Raw genomic sequence first — 15,697 nt, 5'->3', positions numbered from 1 at the left:
GGCGTCTTCGATCCCGGCGTCTTGGATCCCGGCGTCTTCGGCCCCGCCGCCTCGTCCACCGCGCTCACTGGGCGGCCGCGTCGGCGAGGAGCCTGTTGGCTTCCTCCTGGGCCTTCTTCACCGCCGACCGGGGGTCCTGTTCGCCCTTGATGGCCTTCTGCATCTCGCGCACGACGGCGTCGCCGACCTGATTGGTCCACTGGACCGGGGTGTTGGCGTCGAGCGCGGCGCTCTTCAGCTGTTCGGCGCCGACCGCCCGGGCGACCGTCTCCGCGTCCTTCCCGTCGCCCCGGTCGGAGAACAGCGGGTCGGCGAGGCCCCTGGCGTTGGACGGGTAGATGGTGGCCTTCCGGGAGAACTCCACCTGGTTGGGCCCGTTGGTGACCCACCGGGCGAACGCGGCCGCCGCGTCGAGGTGCCTGGTGTCCTTCCTGATGCCGAGCGACTGGGCGTAGATGCCGATGTGGCCGAGCGTTCCGGTGACGGCTCCGGCGACCCGCGTCTTCGCGTACACCTGGGGGGCGTTCTGCTTGATGTCCTTGACGAAGCCCGGGGAGCCGGGGCCGAAGACGAGTTTGCCGGCGCCGTAGAGCTGGTTGATGTCGTCGGACTTGAGCAGCGATTCCCTGGGCATCGCGCCCTTGGCGTAGAGGTCCTTCATCCGCTCCACCCACTCGACGGCCTTGCCGGTGTCGAAGGTGAACCGGTCCCGCTTCTCGTTGAGGATCGGTACGCCCATCTTCTGCCAGTCCCCGGGCAGCCTGCCCTTGGGGTCGGCCATGAAGGCGGCGTACCGGCCCCCGGATCCGGCGGCGATCCGCTCGGCGTGGTCGAAGAACTGCTCGACGCTCGTGGGCGGTTCGGCCGGGTCCAGACCGGACTTCTCGAACAGCTCCCTGTTGTAGGTGAGGATCTCCGGGGTCACGTACCAGGGGTAGGCGTACACGCCGTCGCCCTTGCCGGGGAGCCTGAACTGCTCCCAGGCACCGGGCACGTAGTCCTGGGCCAGTGCCCCGTCGAGCTTGGCCACGTCGGCGAGCATGCCCCGGTCGCCGAGGAGCTGGAAGGAGTCGGTGGAGAGGTTGACCACGTCCGGGAGGGCTCCGGCCTGGGCGTCGGCCACCAGCTTCTCGTTGTAGCCGTCTCCGGGGACGTCCTCCCACCTGACCTCGACGTCGGGGTGCTCCTCCTCGAAGGCGTCGATCACACCCTGTACGTAGGACGTGAAGGCGGGCTTCAGCTGCAGGGTGCGGAACGTGATCCCACCGGACACCTTGCCGGTCCGCTCCGCCTCCTCCACCTCTGCGGCCCCACCGCTCAGACCGCACGCGGAAGTCGACAGCAGCGTGCCCGCCACGAGCGTGGCGACAGCGGTACGGGTCAGGTTCGATCGCGTCATCGTCGCCGCCTTCGCAGAAGTCCGGCCTCTCTGCCGGAGAGCGGTGACCACGGTCGTCCGCACGCGAGATCGCGTCAACGAGGCGGCGGACCCGATGGCCGGTGACATCCGGGCCGACCCTGCCGACAAGGGGTGCCCCGCCCGCACCCAAACTCTCTCCACACCCACCCCGGACTGGACTGATGCGCTTTAGCGGAAAGAACGTCGCAGACGACACCGAGCGGATGGCGAAGCCTGCCCGACCGCCGGTGTTTGACTTCATATCGACGGTTCTCGGCGACGCGCACTCATGCGCTTTATCCCGCAGGCCGCGAAACCCTTTCCCCCGGAGGCGGGACGGCTGCCGGCGTAAGCGTCCGGCGGCCGGTCCGGGCGGCTGCCCGCGTGGGGTGCGTACGGTCCGTGGCCCCGGTGACCACGGGCAAGGCGGGGTGGACTTGATGAACGTCTCGCCCGACGGGAGCCGGTCGCGCACCTCCTGCTCCGGCCGGCCGACCTCGGCCTCCGCGTACACCTTCGGGTCGAGCAGGGTCTTGTCCGCGGCGTCCAGGATCTTGGAGGCCCCGAAGACGAGGGCGGCGATGACGCCGATGCCCACCACCGCCGCTATGCCGCACCCGATCAGGCAACCCTTGCGCTGAGCCACGCCGTTCCTCCAAGCCGTGCCGCGTCCGGGGCCGTTCACCGTGACGCTCCGACCTTCGCAGGGGGCGGTGGCCCGGCACCGTCGTCGAAAGTCGTCTGGACGCGCGACGATCGTCGTTCGGGGTCGGCCCCCCTCTCCCGTGTATACAGGGAGAGAAGGGATCATCCGGACGGACCGAGAGGAAGCACCATGAGCGAGCCCGCCGAGCCGCTGATCGTCGTCGGCGTGGACGGTTCGAAGCACTCGAAGGAGGCCCTGCGCTGGGCGGTCCGCCAGGCCAAGGCCACCGGCGCCCGGGTGCACGCCGTGATGAGCTGGGAGTGGAACACCAACCCGTTCGGGGTGGCCCCGGACGTGGCGCGGGCCGAGCTCGTCACCGCCGAGGAGGCCGCCCGCCTGAAGCTGGCCGACACGGTGGCGGAGGCCGTGGGCACCTCGCCCGGCGTGCCCGTCTTCCGCCGGGTCGAGCACGGGGCGCCGGCCCGGGTGCTGGTGGAGGCGTCCGCGGAGGCCGAGCTGACGGTGGTCGGCACCCGCGGGTACGGCGGCATCAAGGGCGCGCTGCTGGGCTCGGTGAGCCAGCAGGTGGTCCAGTACGCCACGAGCACCGTCGTCGTCGTGCGCGCGGACCCGGACGCGGCCGCCGGCTGACGGGGCCTCACACCCCGGGCGCCGCCAGGTCCGCCGGGTCCGTGTTCGCCCCGCAGAGGATGACGGCGACCCGCTCTCCCAGCGGCTCAGAAGCGCCCCTGAGCGCGGCCACGGCGGTGGCCGCGGCCGCCTCGACCACGAGGCGGTGCTCCTCCCAGAGGGAGCGCCGGGCGGCGGTGATCGCCGCGTCCGGTACGAGGACCGACCGCACGTGCCCGTGCCGGGCGGCCGCGAGGGCGTCCGCCGAGACCCGGGTGGCTCCGAGGGAGTCGGCGGCGACCGAGTCGACCTCGACGTCCACGGGACGTCCCGCGGCCAGGGCCGCGTTCAGCGCCCGGCAGTTCTCCGGCTCAGCGGCGATCACCCGTACGCCGTGCTCGCGCGCGGCGGTGGCCACCCCGGCGAACAGTCCGCCGCCGCCGACCGCGACGACCACGGCGTCCAGCCCGGGCAGCGCGGCCCGGATCTCGTCGAGCAGGGTTCCGGCGCCGGCCGCGATCAGCGGATGGTCGTAGGCGTGGCTGCTGAGGGCGCCGCTCTCGGCGGCGAACTCCCGGCAGGCTTCGAGGGCGTGGGCGTACCGGTCGCCGACGAGCCGGACCTCGGCCCCGTAGCCGCGCAGCCGCTCCACCTTCACGCGCGGGGCGTTGGCGGGCAGGAACACGGTGGCGGGCACGGACTGGGCGCGGGCCGCCCAGGCGCAGGCGAGGCCCGCATTGCCGCCGGAGGCGATGGTGACGCCGGCGGCCGGGAGGGTGCCGGCACGGTGGTGGGCGGCGAGGAAGTTGCGGGCGCCGCGGGCCTTGAAGGAGCCGGTGTGCTGGAGGTGCTCCAGCGCGTACCAGACCCCGTCGGCGGCCGGGGCCACGGCGACGGGCCGTATCGCGCCGGAGATCCGGCCGGCGGCGGCGCGTACGGCCGCGTAGTCGAGCTGCTGTTCCGGTTGCATGGGCGGTCTCCCCGTCAGGTGGTGGGCCGGGCGGCGTCGATGAGCTGGCGCAGGGCGCCGTGGTAGACCTCGTGGTCCGTCAGGGGCGGCAGTACGTCGGCCAGTCCGCCGGACAGCACCGGGAACTCCCGCGGGTCCAGCGCGGCCAGGGCCGCCCGGGAGGCGGCGGTGGCCCCCTCCGGGTCGCGGTGGTCCACGAAGGCGGCGCTGCCCAGGGTGAGCAGGTACATCCGGCGGTACGCGGTCATCGCCTCGGCGGGGGTCATCCCGGCGGCCACGCTGTCGGCGAGGGCGGGTTCGACGAGCCGGGCCAGCAGCTGCCGACCGAGCCAGGGCCGGCCGCCGCGCAGCACCAGCAGCCCGGGGTGGGCGACCAGCAGCCGGTACAGCGCGCGGAAGCGCTGCTCGGTCGCCTGCGCCCAGTCGGTGCCTGCGGGCACGTCGGGAAGCTGGGCGGCCAGGTGCTCGGTACACAGGTCCAGCAGTCCGGCGAGGTCGGCGCAGCGCCGCTGGACGGTGGCGTGCGAGACGCCGAGCCGTTCGGCGAGGGCGCGGAAGCTGAGGCCCTCCGGCCCGTGCTCGTCAAGGACGCGCAGGGCGGCGATGGCGATCACCTCGGGGGTCGCGCGGTCCAGGGCCATTGATCGTCTCGGCATGAGATACACCGTAACATACGACGTATCTCGTGCTGCGGCGCCGCCCTTTCACTCCTTCGCGTGATGCCGACTGCGGCCATATTGCTGGTCATTGTGCGATAACCATCGACATGCGTTGACAGTGGGTAGCCGCCCCGCTGCACTGGGCGCACGACAGCCCCACGTCCACGACAGCCCCCACGTCAAGGAGTCTCCGTGCCGCCTCGCCTGCGTGCGACGCTCCCCTGCCTGACAGCGGCCGCCCTGCTCGCCCTCGCACTCGCCCCCGCCCCCGCGGCGGCCGAGCCGACCGCGACCTCGGACACCCCGCTCGCGCTCACCCCGCCCATGGGCTGGAACAACTGGGCGCACTACATGTGCGACATCGACGAGGCCAAGGTCGTCGCGAACGCCGACGCCCTCGTGTCGACCGGACTCGCCGCCAAGGGCTACGACACGGTCACCGTGGACGACTGCTGGATGACCAAGAGCCGGGACGCGCAGGGCGCGCTGGTCGTCGACACGGAGAAGTTCCCGCACGGCATGGCCTGGCTCGGCGAGTACCTGCACGCCAAGGGCCTGAAGTTCGGCATCTACCAGGACGCCGGGTACCTCACCTGCGAGAAGTACCCCGGAAGCGGCTCACCCCAGGGCGGAGGCGCGGACCACTACGCCGAGGACGCGCGGCAGTTCGCGTCCTGGAAGGTCGACTACGTCAAGATGGACGGCTGCAACCTCTGGGTGCCGCCGGGTACGACGAAGGAGCAGGCCTACCGCGACGCCTACAACGCCGTCGCGAAGGGGCTGCGCGAGAGCGGCCGCGACATGGTGCTGTCGGCCTCCGCGCCCGCCTACTTCCAGCAGGGCGAGTGGGGCGGCACCGACTGGCACCGGGTGCTCGGCTGGGTCGGCGAGACCGGCCAGCTGTGGCGCGAGGGCCGCGACATCCAGGTGTACAAGCCGGCTACGCCCTCGGCCTCCCGCTGGAAATCGGTGATGGGCAATTACGGCTACAACCGCTGGCTCGGCCGGTACGCGGGTCCGGGCAACTGGAACGATCCCGACTTCCTGATCGCGGGCGCCCCCGGACTCACCGCGGCCGAGGGCCGCAGCCAGGTCGCCCTCTGGGCCATGATGGCGGCCCCGTTCATCCTGTCCTCGCAGGTGTCCGAGCTGACGCCCGAAGGCCTCGCCGCGCTCGGGAACACCGATCTGATCGAGCTGGACCAGGACCCGATGGGCCGTCAGGGCGCGGTCGTCTCCTCCAACGCCAGCTTCGAGATCCTGACGCGGGACCTGGCGAACGGCGACCGCGCGGTGGCCGTGCTCAACCGCTCGGGCAGCGCGCGCGACATCCGCGTGCCGCTCGACGAGGTCGGCCTGACCGGCTGCACCGCCGACGCGAAGGACCTGTGGAGCGGGGAGCGCCGGAACGTCGCGGACGCGCTGACCGGGCGGCTGGCCGCCCACGACACCGCGGTGTGGCGGCTCACCCCGCGCGGCTGCGCCGAGGCGGTCCCGACCGGACAGGTCGTCGGCGCCGCCGCCAAGTGTGCCGACGGGGCGAGCACCACCGGCGTCGGCTCGGTCGTCATGGCCGCCTGCACCGGGGCCCCCGACCAGCGGTGGACGGCCGGCCGCGACGGCAGTCTCCGCCTGGCCGGCAAGTGCCTGACGGCGGGCGGGGACGGGCTGGTGGAGCTGGCCTCCTGCGCACCCCGGCAGTCGCGCGAGCCCGGGCAGGACTGGACGCACGACCGGGCCGGAACCCTGACCGACGCGGCGACCGGGCTGTGCCTGACGGCGCCTGCGGCGGCCGCGACCCCGGACGCCCCGGCCGAACGGCTGCGCCTGGAGTCCTGCGGCGACCACCGGGTCGACCAGGCCTGGGCCCTGCCGGTCTGACGGCACGCGGACCGGCAGCCGGAGACCGCCCGGCCGAGGATCCGGACGGCGGACAGCGGACAGCGGACAGCGGGCAGCGGGCAGCGGGCGGAAGACAAGCGGACGAGGAAGCGGATGACCCCGAGGATGGCCGAGCGGATGACCCAGCCGACGACGAACCCGACGCCACGCGGCGGGCGGCGGCCGGCGCTGCCCCGCCCGGCCGCCCTCGCCGCGCTTCCGGCGGCGCTGCTGACCCTGCTGTGCGCGGGGGCCGCGCCCGGGGCCGCCGCCCCGGGCGCCGGGCCGCCCGCGCGGACCGACGTACGGGCCGACGTACGGGCGACCGACGTACGGGGCGGCATGCCCGGCGACGTACGGGCTGCCGCCCTGGCGGCCGCGCGGCCCGGCGCGCCCCGGCCGCGGAGCTTCGACACCGCTCCCGCGCGGGCGGCGCTGGCCCGGCTGCTGCCGCGCCACGCCGGGCAGTTCACCCTGGTGCCCGACACCGGCGCCGCGGCCGACACCTTCACCGTGTCCGGGAGGGCCGGCGCGGTCACCGTGCGCGGCTCCACCGGCGCCACCCTGCTCACCGGCGTCGGCTGGTACCTCCAGCACGTCGCCGGCGCCGACATCGGCTGGCCGGGCGACAGCATCGGCATGCTGCCCGCCACCCTGCCGGCCGTCCCCGCGCCGGTCACCCGCAGCGCGCTCGTCCCGCACCGGTACGCGCTGAACGACACCGACGACGGGTACGCGGGCCCGTACCGCACCTTCGAGGAGCACCAGCGGCAGATCGACCTGCTCGCCCTGCACGGGGTGAACGAGGTGTTCGTGCAGGTCGGCGCGGAGTACCCGTACTACCGGGCGCTCCAGGGCTTCGGCTACTCGGCCGCCGAGCTGCGCGCGTGGATCCCCGGGCCGGCCCACCAGAGCTGGTGGCTGCTACAGAACCTGAGCGGCTTCGGCGGCCCGGTCACGGAGCGGCTGATGCGCGAACGCGCCGCGCTGGGCGGGCGGATCGCGGAGCAGCTGCGCGGGCTGGGCATGACGCCGGTGCTGCCCGGATACTTCGGCACGGTCCCGCCGCAGTTCGCCGCGCGCAACCCCGGTGCCGGGACGGTGCCACAGGGCGACTGGGCCGGATTCGACCGGCCCGACTGGCTGGACCCCGCCACCCCGGTGTTCGGGAAGCTGGCCGCCGCGTACTACGCCGAGCAGCGCGCGGTGTTCGGGGACAGCACGATGTACCGGATGAGCCCGCTGCACGAGGGCGGGCAGACCGGCTCGGTGGACGTACGGTCCGCCGCCGGGGCGATCCAGAAGGCCCTGCACGCCGCCCACCCGGGCGCCCTGTGGGCGGTGCTGGGCTGGCAGGACGACCCGACGGCGGAGCTGCTCGCCGGAGTGGACACCTCGAAGCTGCTGATCCTCGACGGACTCTCCGACCGGTACAACCGCCTGGACCGCGAGACGCGTTGGGGCGGCGTCCCGTACGCGATGGGCACCATCTACAACTTCGGCGGGCACACGACGATCGGCGCCAACACCTCCGTGTGGCTGGAGCGCTTCCCCGCCTGGCGCGGCAAGAACGGCAGCGCCCTCAGCGGCATCGCCTACCTCCCCGAGGCCACCGGGACCAACCCGGCGGCCTTCGACCTCTTCACCGACCTGGCCTGGGAACCGGGGCCGCTCGACCAGCGGAAGTGGTTCGCGGACTTCGCGGCCCGCCGCTACGGCCGCCCCGACGCCGCGGCCGCCGCGGCCTGGGAGGAGCTGCGCAAGGGGCCGTACAGCACCTCCTCGGGGCTGTGGTCGGAGTCCCAGGACAGCCTGTTCACCGCCCGGCCCGCCCTGACCGCGGTCGGGTCGGCGTACTGGAGCCCCAAGTCCTTGCGCTACCCGGCTGATTCGGTCCGCCGGGCCCTGGACCACCTGCTCCGGGTGGATCCGCGGCTGCGCGCCTCCAGCGCGTACCGCTTCGACCTGGTGGACACGGCGCGGCAGGCCCTCGCCAACCACTCGCGGGTGCTGCTGCCGAAGATCAAGGCGGCGTACGAGGCCGGGGACCTGGACCGCTTCCGCGAGTTGACGGCCGAATGGCGGCGCGCGGAGCGGCAGTTGGAGGAGCTGATCGGATCCGACCCGAACTTCCTGCTCGGCGGCTGGCTGAAGGCGGCCCGTTCCTGGGGCGCCGACGAGGCCGAGCGCGACCGGTACGAGTACGACGCCCGCTCGATCCTGAGCGTGTGGGGCCGCCGCAGCACGAGCGAGGGCGGTTTCCTCCACGACTACGCGAACCGCGAGTGGAGCGGCCTGGTCTCGGAACTGTACGGACCGCGGTGGGAGCTGTACTTCGACTCGCTGGAGGAGGCCCTCGCCGGGGGCACCGCGCCACGGGAGATCGACTGGCACGCCGAGGAGGAGGCGTGGGCCCGGCGGACCACCCGGCATCCCGACCGGCCCAGCGGGGACCCGTACGCCCTGGCGGCCGCGATCGCCGTCTCCCTCCCGGCGGCGGCCGCCCCCTGACATACACCACTCGATGCCATTTCGGCCGCTTCCCGACGAGCACCACCCATCCGGGGGAACCTCGGTACCCGTTCGGGGGACCGCTCGGCCGACGGCCCGCCGGGTGGGGCCGGCGCTGGGTTCACTGACCCGCAACGATCAAGGGCGGCCGCCGGTGGGAACTCCGGCGGCCGCCCCTGCCGTCGCCGTCGCGCCGCCGTGGATCCGCGCCGCGGCCGACCGCCAGGAGGGGACCCGACCATGTCCGAGTCCGAGTCCGGTCAGGACCGGCCCGAGCGGGACGGGGGCGAGGGCGGGGCCCCCGGCGCGTCGCCCGAACACCTGGCCCTCCTCGCCGACGGGGTGGTGGAACTGCGCAAGCGCGGGGGCACCGCCGCCCGGCGGACGCCTCCGGAGGACGGCCGCGCCCCGGCCGGGGAGGCCGATGCCCGGGACGCGCACTACGCTGCGGGGAACGAGGTGCCCGACCCCCGACTGGAGGCCATGGCCCGCCGGGCGGCGGACCGGGCCGGACGGCCGCGTGCATGACGCGTCCGGTGCGGCACCCGGGCAATCCGTCGGGGCCGCGGCTCCGAATCACCACTTGAGCGGAAGGATCCGGGAGGATCGGCCCGTGGACGACGTGAAACAGCTCGGCACATTGCTCGGCCGGGTCGCCGACGGCGACGAGACGGCGTTCGCCGCCGTGTACGAGGCGGTGAGCGGCTCGGTGCTGGGTGTGGCGCTGTCGGTCCTGCGCGACCGGTCCCAGGCCGAGGAGGTGGCCCAGGAGGTACTCGTCGAGGTCTGGCGCTCCGCCGGCCGGTACCGGCCGGACCGGGGCACTGTCCGCACCTGGGTGCTGACCATCGCCCACCGGCGGGCGGTGGACCGGGTCCGCTCCGCACAGGCGGCGACCGACCGCGAGCGGCGGGCGGCGCGGCTGGAGGCGGCGCTGCCGGAGTTCGACGAGGTGAGCGAGGCGGTCGAGGACCGCGAGGAGCGGGACCGGGTGCGGCGCTGCCTGGGCTCGCTGACCGAGATCCAGCGCCGGACGGTGGCCCTGGCCTACTACCGGGGGCTGACCTGCCGTGAAGTGTCCGAGTCGTTGTCGGTACCGCTGGGTACCGTGAAGACCCGGCTGCGGGACGGCTTGCTGCGGTTGCGGGACTGTCTCGGGGTGAGCGACGGATGAGCACGGAGAGCATGCACGGGGCGACGGGTGCGTACGCGGCGAACGCGCTGCCCGCAGCGGAGCGCGCCGCGTTCGAGGCCCACCTGGAGACGTGCCCGCCGTGCGCCCGGGAGGTACGGGAACTGGCCGCGACGGTGGCGCTGCTGGGCCGGGCCGTGGCCGTCCGGCCGCCGCCGGAGCTGTTCGACGCGGTGATGCGCCGCGTCCGGGAGCTCCCGGCGGAACCGTCGGGGGCCGCGGGAGCCGGGGCATCAGCCGAGATCGGGGCCGGGGACGGGGCCGGGGCCGGGGAGTACGTGCCGCCGGGCGGGGTCCGGGAGGCGCCGGGAGCCGCCGGGTCCCGTACCGCCTCCGAAGACGACCGGGCGGAAGACGGCCGGGCGGAAGACGGCCGGGCGGGGGCTCGCGCCGCCCCCGCCCGGGGTCGCGTCCAGCACGCACGGCCCGGCCGGCCGTGGCTCCGGTGGGCGCTGGCGGCCTCCCTCGCGGCGGTCGCCGGGCTGGGCGGGGTCGCGGTCTGGCAGGCCGAGCAGGCCGGTACGGCGCGGCAGGACGCGCGCCGCGCCGAGGCCCGGGCGGCGGAGCTGGCCGAGGTACTGGCCGCCCCCGACGCCAAGCCCGTCACCGGCAAGCTCGCGAACGGCGGTACCGGCACCGTCGTGGTCTCCGAGGACCGGAACCGGGCGGTGTTCGTGGCCTCCGGGATGCCTGCCCCGCCGACGGGGCAGGTGTACCAGCTGTGGTTCGCCGACCCGGCCGGCTCCATGCGCCCGGCCGGGCTGATGGACCCCGCACGGCCCGGCGCTCCGGAGCTGATGACCGGCCCGGTGAGCGGATCCACCGCGGTCGGGGTCACGCTGGAACCCGCGGGCGGTTCCCCCGCCCCGACCACCGAACCGCTGATGGTGCTGGCCCTTCCCGCGCCCGGAACCCCGTAGGCCTCGCAAGCCCCGTAGGCCCCGTAGCGCCGGGCCCTGCGGGTCCGGGCCCCGCACGACCGGCACGCGGCGCGGACCTGTCCCGGTGCGCGGAGCTGTCCCGGTGCGCCGGTACATTGACCACGCAATCCGGACATCAGTCGCATGTCGTCCCGTACGTCGGGAGCCGGCGCCGTGGAGCTCACCAGTACGGCGTTCCTCGTCACCCTGATCGGCGTCACCGCGCTCGCGATGCTCGCCGCGCTGCTGCTGTGGAACCGGGTGCCCGGGCCCGACTGGGCCCGGTGGCCCGCGCGGGTGCTGATGCTCGGGCTGTGCCAGCTCACCGCTATCTGCGTGGTCGCCACCTGGATCAATGGCAGCTACGGGCTGTACTCCTCATGGGACGACCTGCTGGGCACCGACACCGGCCCGGACACGGCGGGCGCGATGACGGGACCGCCGGTGGGCCGGGCGCGGTTCACCGAGAGCGGCGACGGCACGCGGAGCACGTACTTCCGCGGCTCCCACTCGAAGCTCGCCGGGCAGGTGACGGTCTGGACTCCCCCGGAGTACGCCGCGCCGGGCGCCGACCGGACCCGGTTCCCGGTGCTGGTGCTGCTGCACGGCTACCCGGGCACGCCCCGTACCTGGATCGACCCCGGTGACCTGCCCGGACAGCTGACGCGGCTGGTGGGGACCGGGGCGGCGCACCCGTTCGTCGTGGTGATCCCGGAGATCAACCCGGGCGGGGTGAACACCGACTGCAGCAACACCCCGGACCGCAGGATCGCCGACTGGCTCGCGCTGGACGTGCCGGAGCTGGTCGGCCGGAACTTCCGCACGCTGCCGTCCCCGGGCGGCTGGGGGCTCATGGGCGTCTCGACCGGGGGCTTCTGCGCGGCCAAGCTGCCGCTCCAGTACCCGAAGGTGTTCCGGGCGGGCGCGGCCCTCGACCCCGATCCACTGACGGGCGACCCGGACGTGCTGCCGGACCGGGGCCTGCGGGAGCGCAACAGCCCGATGTGGCTGGTCGGGCACTCCGGGAAGGCGGACGTCGGGCTGTTCCTGGCCACGTCCGCCCAGGACAAGGACAGCCCGCCCGAACAGCTGGAGGCCTTCAGCGCGGCCGCCGCGGGCAGCGGGGTCCGGGTCAAGACCCTCGTCCGCCCGGTCGGCGGCCACAACGTCCAGACCTGGATCGGCATGTACCCGGACGCCCTGGCCTGGCTGAGCACGGAACTCGCGCCGCCGAGTAGAGGGACGCTCTAGTTGTCTTGCCCTGTGAGGTTGGGGACGCGGCGGCTGGCGGGTGGTTTGCCGGGTCGTGGTGCCAGGCCGGTGCGGTGCGGTCCGGCGCGGTCCGGCGCGGTGCGTCGCAAGGCGGAGGGCCACGCTTCGTACTGGGCCTACCGGTGTGGTCCGACAACGCGGCGAGGTGCCGTGCCGGGCGCCGCGACACGGTGAACCCTGCCGCTCACAGCACTAGCTTCCGACCACGGCGACCGTGACCGCGATCATCGCCAGCTGCATGTCGCGGATGGCGTTGCGGACGCTCTCGGCCGCCCATTGCCCTGTGGCGACCTCCGCCATCCGCGCGGCGACCTGCTTGCGGTCGGTTCCGGGGAAGGCCAGGCGGTGCAGCTTGGCGGAGTGGATCAGCGCGATGAGGCTCGCCGTCCGGGCGTCCGGCTCGGCGCCGTCGAGGACGACGGCCCGGAGGCGGGCGCGCAGTTCGCCCTCGATCGCGCCGTCGGCCTCGGGGTAGCGGCGGACCGGGAACACGCCCAGCGCCTTGCGCCTCTCCTCGGTGACCACCCCGCGCTCGCACAGGCTCTCGAGCGCCGCCGCGACGGCCTTGGGCTGGTCCTTCGTCAGCCAGTCCGTGACCCGGCGCTTGCCGCGGCCCCGCAGCCAGGTTTCGATCAGTGCCGTCCGGCTGTCGAGCAGTCGCTCCCCGGTGGGAGTGGTGTCCTTCAGTTCGAGGAACCTGCCGGTGACCGAGACCCGCCCGGCCAGGACCAGTTCGAGCAGGATCCCGCCCGCCACCGCCCACCCGGCGGCCTCCCGCTGCTTGGCCGATCCGGACTCGTCGTCCAGGGACAGCAGCATGATCTCCTCGGCCAGCGTGATCGCCATACCCGCCACCCCCGCGTTCGACAGCACTCTCACCGGTAAGGACGTCCCGCTCACCCGGCAGGTTCCCCGTCGGAGCCGGCCCGGTCGCGGCCGAGGCGGACCGGGAGCGTCTCGACGCTGTTGCCGATGAAGCTGCGCTGTCGCGGGAGTTCGGACTCGGGGACCGCCAGGTCGAGGTCGGGGAAGCGGGTGAAGAGCCGCTCCAGGGCGAGGGTGGCCTCCAGCCGGGCGAGCGGGGCGCCCACGCAGTAGTGCGCGCCGTGCCCGAAGGAGAGGTGGCGGGCCGCAGTGGGGCGGGTGACGTCGAAGCGGTCGGCGTCCGGGCCGTGGAAGGCCTCGTCCCGGCCGGCGGCGGTGTACCCGGCGAGCACCGGGGTGCCCCGCGGGATCACCACGCCGCCGAGGGTGAGGTCGCGGGTGGGGTAGCGGAAGGGGAACCAGCTGACCGGCCCGTCCCAGCGCAGGGTCTCGTCCACCACGGCGGACCAGCTGGCCTTGCCCGCCAGGACCAGGGCGAGCTGGTCGCGGTGGGCGCACAGGGCGCGGACGGCGTTGCTGATGAGGTTGAGGGTGGTCTCGTGGCCGGCGATGAGCATCAGCCGCATGGTGCCGGTCAGTTCGGCCTCGCTGAGCCGGTCGCCGTCGCCCTCCCGGGCGGCGATCAGGGCACTGGTGAGGTCCTCGCCCGCGGTTCCCTCCGCGATGGCCGCCCGGCGGGCGGCGGCGATCGTCCCGATCAGCTCGACGAGTTCGCGTACGGCGGCCATCGCCTCGGCGGGGGTGGTGTCGGTCGCGACGATCACCGTGTTGGACAGGTGGTGCAGCCGTCCCCGGTGTTCCGGTTCGACGCCCAGCAGTTCGCAGATGACGCTCATCGGGAGCGGGAGGGCGAAGTGCGCGCGCAGGTCGGCGGTCCCGTCCGGTGAGGCGGCGGCGGCCCGGTGGAGGTCGTCGAGGAGGTCGTCGGCGAGCTCCTGCACGCGGGGCCTCAGCCGCTCGACCTGGCGGGTCGTGAAGGCCTTTCCGACCAGCGCCCGGAGCCGGCGGTGGTCGGCGTCGTCGGCGGTGTGCATGCCCTGGGCATTGGCGAAGACCCGTAGCGGCCAGTCCCGGGGGATGGTGCCGTCGTGCAGGGCCGGGCAGTGCCGGGCGTCCTTGGCCACGTCGTCGCGGGCGAGGAGGTCCTTCAGCTCCTCGTGGCCCAGGACCACCGCGCCGGCGATCCCGCCGGGAAGGACCACCTCCGCCACGGCGCCCGCGGCGCGCAGCCGGGCGTTGAGGGCGTGCGGGGAGCCGCCGGCGGGGTCGATCACGTGCGGGGCTGAGTCTGGGGTGTCCGGGACATCTGGGACGTCCGAAGGGTGGCGGGACAAGTCGGCTCTCCTGACCTGATGGGCACGACACGGTCAACAGTGGCGCTTGGCGGACGGGTTGTACAAGACCGCACCGCACCACGTCGCCCCCGCGGACCACCCCGCCGCGTCTCAGAACCAGTTGAGGGTGAGGGGGAAGGTGGTGGTGGCGGTGGTGGGGGTGGTGTCGGTGGCGGTGGCGGTGATGCGGAGGGTTCCGGTGGCCCAGGGTTTGCCGGTGATGCGTCCGGTGGCGGGGTCGAGGGTGAGGCCCCAGGGGAGTCCGGTGGCGGTGTAGCGGACGGGGGGTTTGCCGCCGGTGGCGGTGAGCTGGATGGTGCAGGTCTGGTTGAAGGCGCAGGTCCGGGGGCCGGGGTCGACCAGCTTCAGCCCGCCGGGAGAGGGAGTCGGGGTGGGGGTGGGCGTCGGGGTCGGCGTGGGAGTCGGCGTCGTGTCGCAGCCCGGGGTGGCCTCCGGGGGCAGGGGGACGCTCCAGAGCTGGGTGTCGTTCTCCGAGCCGACGAGCAGGCTCGTGCAGTCGGCGTACGTCAGCGTCTCGCCCTGCGACTGGGCGGGCAGGGCGACGTCCGCGAGCCTGGTCCCCGCCGCGTCGTACACGGAGGCCGTGTTGGCGCCGAGCGGCCCGCCGCTGCGCAGGGCGTACGAGGCACCCGACGGGGAGAACGCGCCGTCGGTGGCGAAGACGGGCCCGGGCCGGACCGGGGTCAGGGAGTTGACCTGGCCCGTGACGGGCGGCAGCGGGGCCTGGTACAGCCGCCCGGCGGCGCCGATGAGCTTGCTCGCGACGTACATCCGGCCGGTGGCCGGGTCGGCGAGCAGGGACTCCGCGTCGTGCCGGCCGTCGGAGTACGCGAAGCGGTGCGTCACGGGTGTCACCGTGGCGTTGGCGAGCCGATCGGGCTCGGCGAAGCCGTGCACGGTGATCTCCGCGCGGGCACCGAGGTTGTCGCCGATGTCGCCGACGAGGATCGCCGGACCGCCCGCGGCGTCCTTGCCGATCGCGAGTGCCTCCCAGTCGGTGTTGCCCGCCCCCGACACGGTCAGGGTGGCCCGGAGCACTCCGGTGGCGCCGGCGCAGTCGACGGCGAAGACCTGGTTGGTGTTGCCGCTGTCGTTGACGGCGTAGAAGACGCCGGGGTGCTTGCGGCTCGCGGCGAGCCCGCTGAGTTCGGCCAGTCCGCCGGGGAGGGTGCACGCGCGCTCGGGCGCCAGGGCCTCCCCGGCCGCGGCCGGGCGTACGACGGGGGGTGCGGACACGGCCGGGGAGGCCGCGGTGGCGGGGCCGGAGGTCGCCGCCCATGCGGCGGCCGACAGGATCGTGGCGAGGACCGCGGTGGCGAGCGCCGCGGTCGGCGGGGGCGTGAGGAGTCGGGGCATGCGCACCATGTGACGGCTGGT

13 protein-coding genes are annotated in these 15,697 nt (G+C 74.2%); 7 read left to right on the top strand and 6 right to left on the bottom strand.

Annotated features, from left to right (window positions below):
* Positions 1-64: 64 nt before the first annotated feature.
* On the bottom strand, positions 65-1,399 hold the full coding sequence (locus tag OTB16_RS21575; RefSeq protein WP_267722072.1) for an ABC transporter substrate-binding protein: 1,335 nt from the start codon (positions 1,397-1,399) through the stop codon (positions 65-67).
* Positions 1,400-2,234: 835 nt separating this feature from the next.
* On the opposite strand from OTB16_RS21575, the gene OTB16_RS21570 reads away from it, so the two are divergent.
* Positions 2,235-2,696, top strand: a complete 462-nt coding sequence (locus OTB16_RS21570; protein WP_267722071.1) for a universal stress protein — start codon at positions 2,235-2,237, stop codon at positions 2,694-2,696.
* Positions 2,697-2,703: 7 nt separating this feature from the next.
* Here the strand turns inward: OTB16_RS21570 and OTB16_RS21565 are convergent, their stop codons facing one another.
* Positions 2,704-3,645 carry a serine/threonine dehydratase gene (locus tag OTB16_RS21565; protein ID WP_267722070.1) on the bottom strand — a complete coding sequence of 314 codons (942 nt, stop codon included), beginning with the start codon at positions 3,643-3,645 and terminating at the stop codon, positions 2,704-2,706.
* Between the two features lie 14 nt (positions 3,646-3,659).
* Positions 3,660-4,301 carry a TetR/AcrR family transcriptional regulator gene (locus OTB16_RS21560; protein ID WP_267722069.1) on the bottom strand — a complete coding sequence of 214 codons (642 nt, stop codon included), beginning with the start codon at positions 4,299-4,301 and terminating at the stop codon, positions 3,660-3,662.
* 195 nt (positions 4,302-4,496) lie between these two features.
* Between OTB16_RS21560 and OTB16_RS21555 the strand changes: the two genes are divergently transcribed.
* The 6 genes from OTB16_RS21555 to OTB16_RS21530 all read left to right on the top strand — a co-directional run bounded on the left by OTB16_RS21555 (position 4,497) and on the right by OTB16_RS21530 (position 12,059).
* The gene (locus OTB16_RS21555; RefSeq protein WP_267722067.1) at positions 4,497-6,185 is read left to right on the top strand and encodes an alpha-galactosidase; all 1,689 of its coding nucleotides are present in this window, start codon (positions 4,497-4,499) and stop codon (positions 6,183-6,185) included.
* A 114-nt stretch (positions 6,186-6,299) separates the two neighbouring features.
* On the top strand, positions 6,300-8,696 hold the full coding sequence (locus OTB16_RS21550; RefSeq protein ID WP_267722066.1) for an alpha-N-acetylglucosaminidase: 2,397 nt from the start codon (positions 6,300-6,302) through the stop codon (positions 8,694-8,696).
* Between the two features lie 240 nt (positions 8,697-8,936).
* A complete protein-coding gene (locus OTB16_RS21545; protein WP_267722065.1) occupies positions 8,937-9,224 on the top strand; it encodes a hypothetical protein in 288 nt (95 codons plus the stop codon).
* A gap of 85 nt (positions 9,225-9,309) precedes the next feature.
* Complete coding sequence (sigK, locus tag OTB16_RS21540) at positions 9,310-9,870, top strand: ECF RNA polymerase sigma factor SigK (RefSeq protein ID WP_267722063.1); 561 nt, start codon at positions 9,310-9,312, stop codon at positions 9,868-9,870.
* Positions 9,867-10,808 carry an anti-sigma factor gene (locus OTB16_RS21535; RefSeq protein WP_267722062.1) on the top strand — a complete coding sequence of 314 codons (942 nt, stop codon included), beginning with the start codon at positions 9,867-9,869 and terminating at the stop codon, positions 10,806-10,808. Before sigK ends, OTB16_RS21535 begins: the two co-directional genes overlap by 4 nt.
* Before the next feature lie 174 nt (positions 10,809-10,982).
* Positions 10,983-12,059, top strand: coding sequence for an alpha/beta hydrolase (locus tag OTB16_RS21530; protein WP_267722060.1), 1,077 nt, complete (start codon positions 10,983-10,985; stop codon positions 12,057-12,059).
* Positions 12,060-12,272: 213 nt separating this feature from the next.
* Here OTB16_RS21530 and OTB16_RS21525 read toward each other — a convergent pair whose 3' ends face one another.
* The 3 genes from OTB16_RS21525 to OTB16_RS21515 all read right to left on the bottom strand — a co-directional run bounded on the left by OTB16_RS21525 (position 12,273) and on the right by OTB16_RS21515 (position 15,676).
* Positions 12,273-12,926 (bottom strand): GOLPH3/VPS74 family protein, encoded by a 654-nt coding sequence (locus OTB16_RS21525; protein WP_267722059.1) that lies wholly within the window; start codon positions 12,924-12,926, stop codon positions 12,273-12,275.
* 50 nt (positions 12,927-12,976) lie between these two features.
* Complete coding sequence (locus tag OTB16_RS21520) at positions 12,977-14,236, bottom strand: cytochrome P450 family protein (RefSeq protein WP_324290172.1); 1,260 nt, start codon at positions 14,234-14,236, stop codon at positions 12,977-12,979.
* A 174-nt stretch (positions 14,237-14,410) separates the two neighbouring features.
* The gene (locus OTB16_RS21515; RefSeq protein ID WP_267722056.1) at positions 14,411-15,676 is read right to left on the bottom strand and encodes a putative Ig domain-containing protein; all 1,266 of its coding nucleotides are present in this window, start codon (positions 15,674-15,676) and stop codon (positions 14,411-14,413) included.
* Positions 15,677-15,697 lie beyond the last annotated feature (21 nt).

Source organism: Streptomyces antarcticus, from assembly GCF_026627255.1.
In the GTDB taxonomy this organism is placed as follows: domain Bacteria; phylum Actinomycetota; class Actinomycetes; order Streptomycetales; family Streptomycetaceae; genus Streptomyces; species Streptomyces antarcticus.
The sequence above is the reverse complement of the archived record's forward strand: the minus strand, read 5'-3'. Positions and strand labels throughout refer to the sequence as shown.

Excerpts from the sequence above, each read along its gene's own strand:
- OTB16_RS21575 (WP_267722072.1), bottom strand. The coding sequence starts at position 1,399 with ATGACGCGATCGAACCTGACCCGTACCGCTGTCGCCACGCTCGTGGCG.
- OTB16_RS21570 (WP_267722071.1), top strand. The coding sequence starts at position 2,235 with ATGAGCGAGCCCGCCGAGCCGCTGATCGTCGTCGGCGTGGACGGTTCG.
- OTB16_RS21565 (WP_267722070.1), bottom strand. The coding sequence starts at position 3,645 with ATGCAACCGGAACAGCAGCTCGACTACGCGGCCGTACGCGCCGCCGCC.
- OTB16_RS21560 (WP_267722069.1), bottom strand. The coding sequence starts at position 4,301 with ATGCCGAGACGATCAATGGCCCTGGACCGCGCGACCCCCGAGGTGATC.
- OTB16_RS21550 (WP_267722066.1), top strand. The coding sequence starts at position 6,300 with ATGACCCCGAGGATGGCCGAGCGGATGACCCAGCCGACGACGAACCCG.
- OTB16_RS21545 (WP_267722065.1), top strand. The coding sequence starts at position 8,937 with ATGTCCGAGTCCGAGTCCGGTCAGGACCGGCCCGAGCGGGACGGGGGC.
- OTB16_RS21535 (WP_267722062.1), top strand. The coding sequence starts at position 9,867 with ATGAGCACGGAGAGCATGCACGGGGCGACGGGTGCGTACGCGGCGAAC.
- OTB16_RS21525 (WP_267722059.1), bottom strand. The coding sequence starts at position 12,926 with ATGGCGATCACGCTGGCCGAGGAGATCATGCTGCTGTCCCTGGACGAC.
- OTB16_RS21515 (WP_267722056.1), bottom strand. The coding sequence starts at position 15,676 with ATGCCCCGACTCCTCACGCCCCCGCCGACCGCGGCGCTCGCCACCGCG.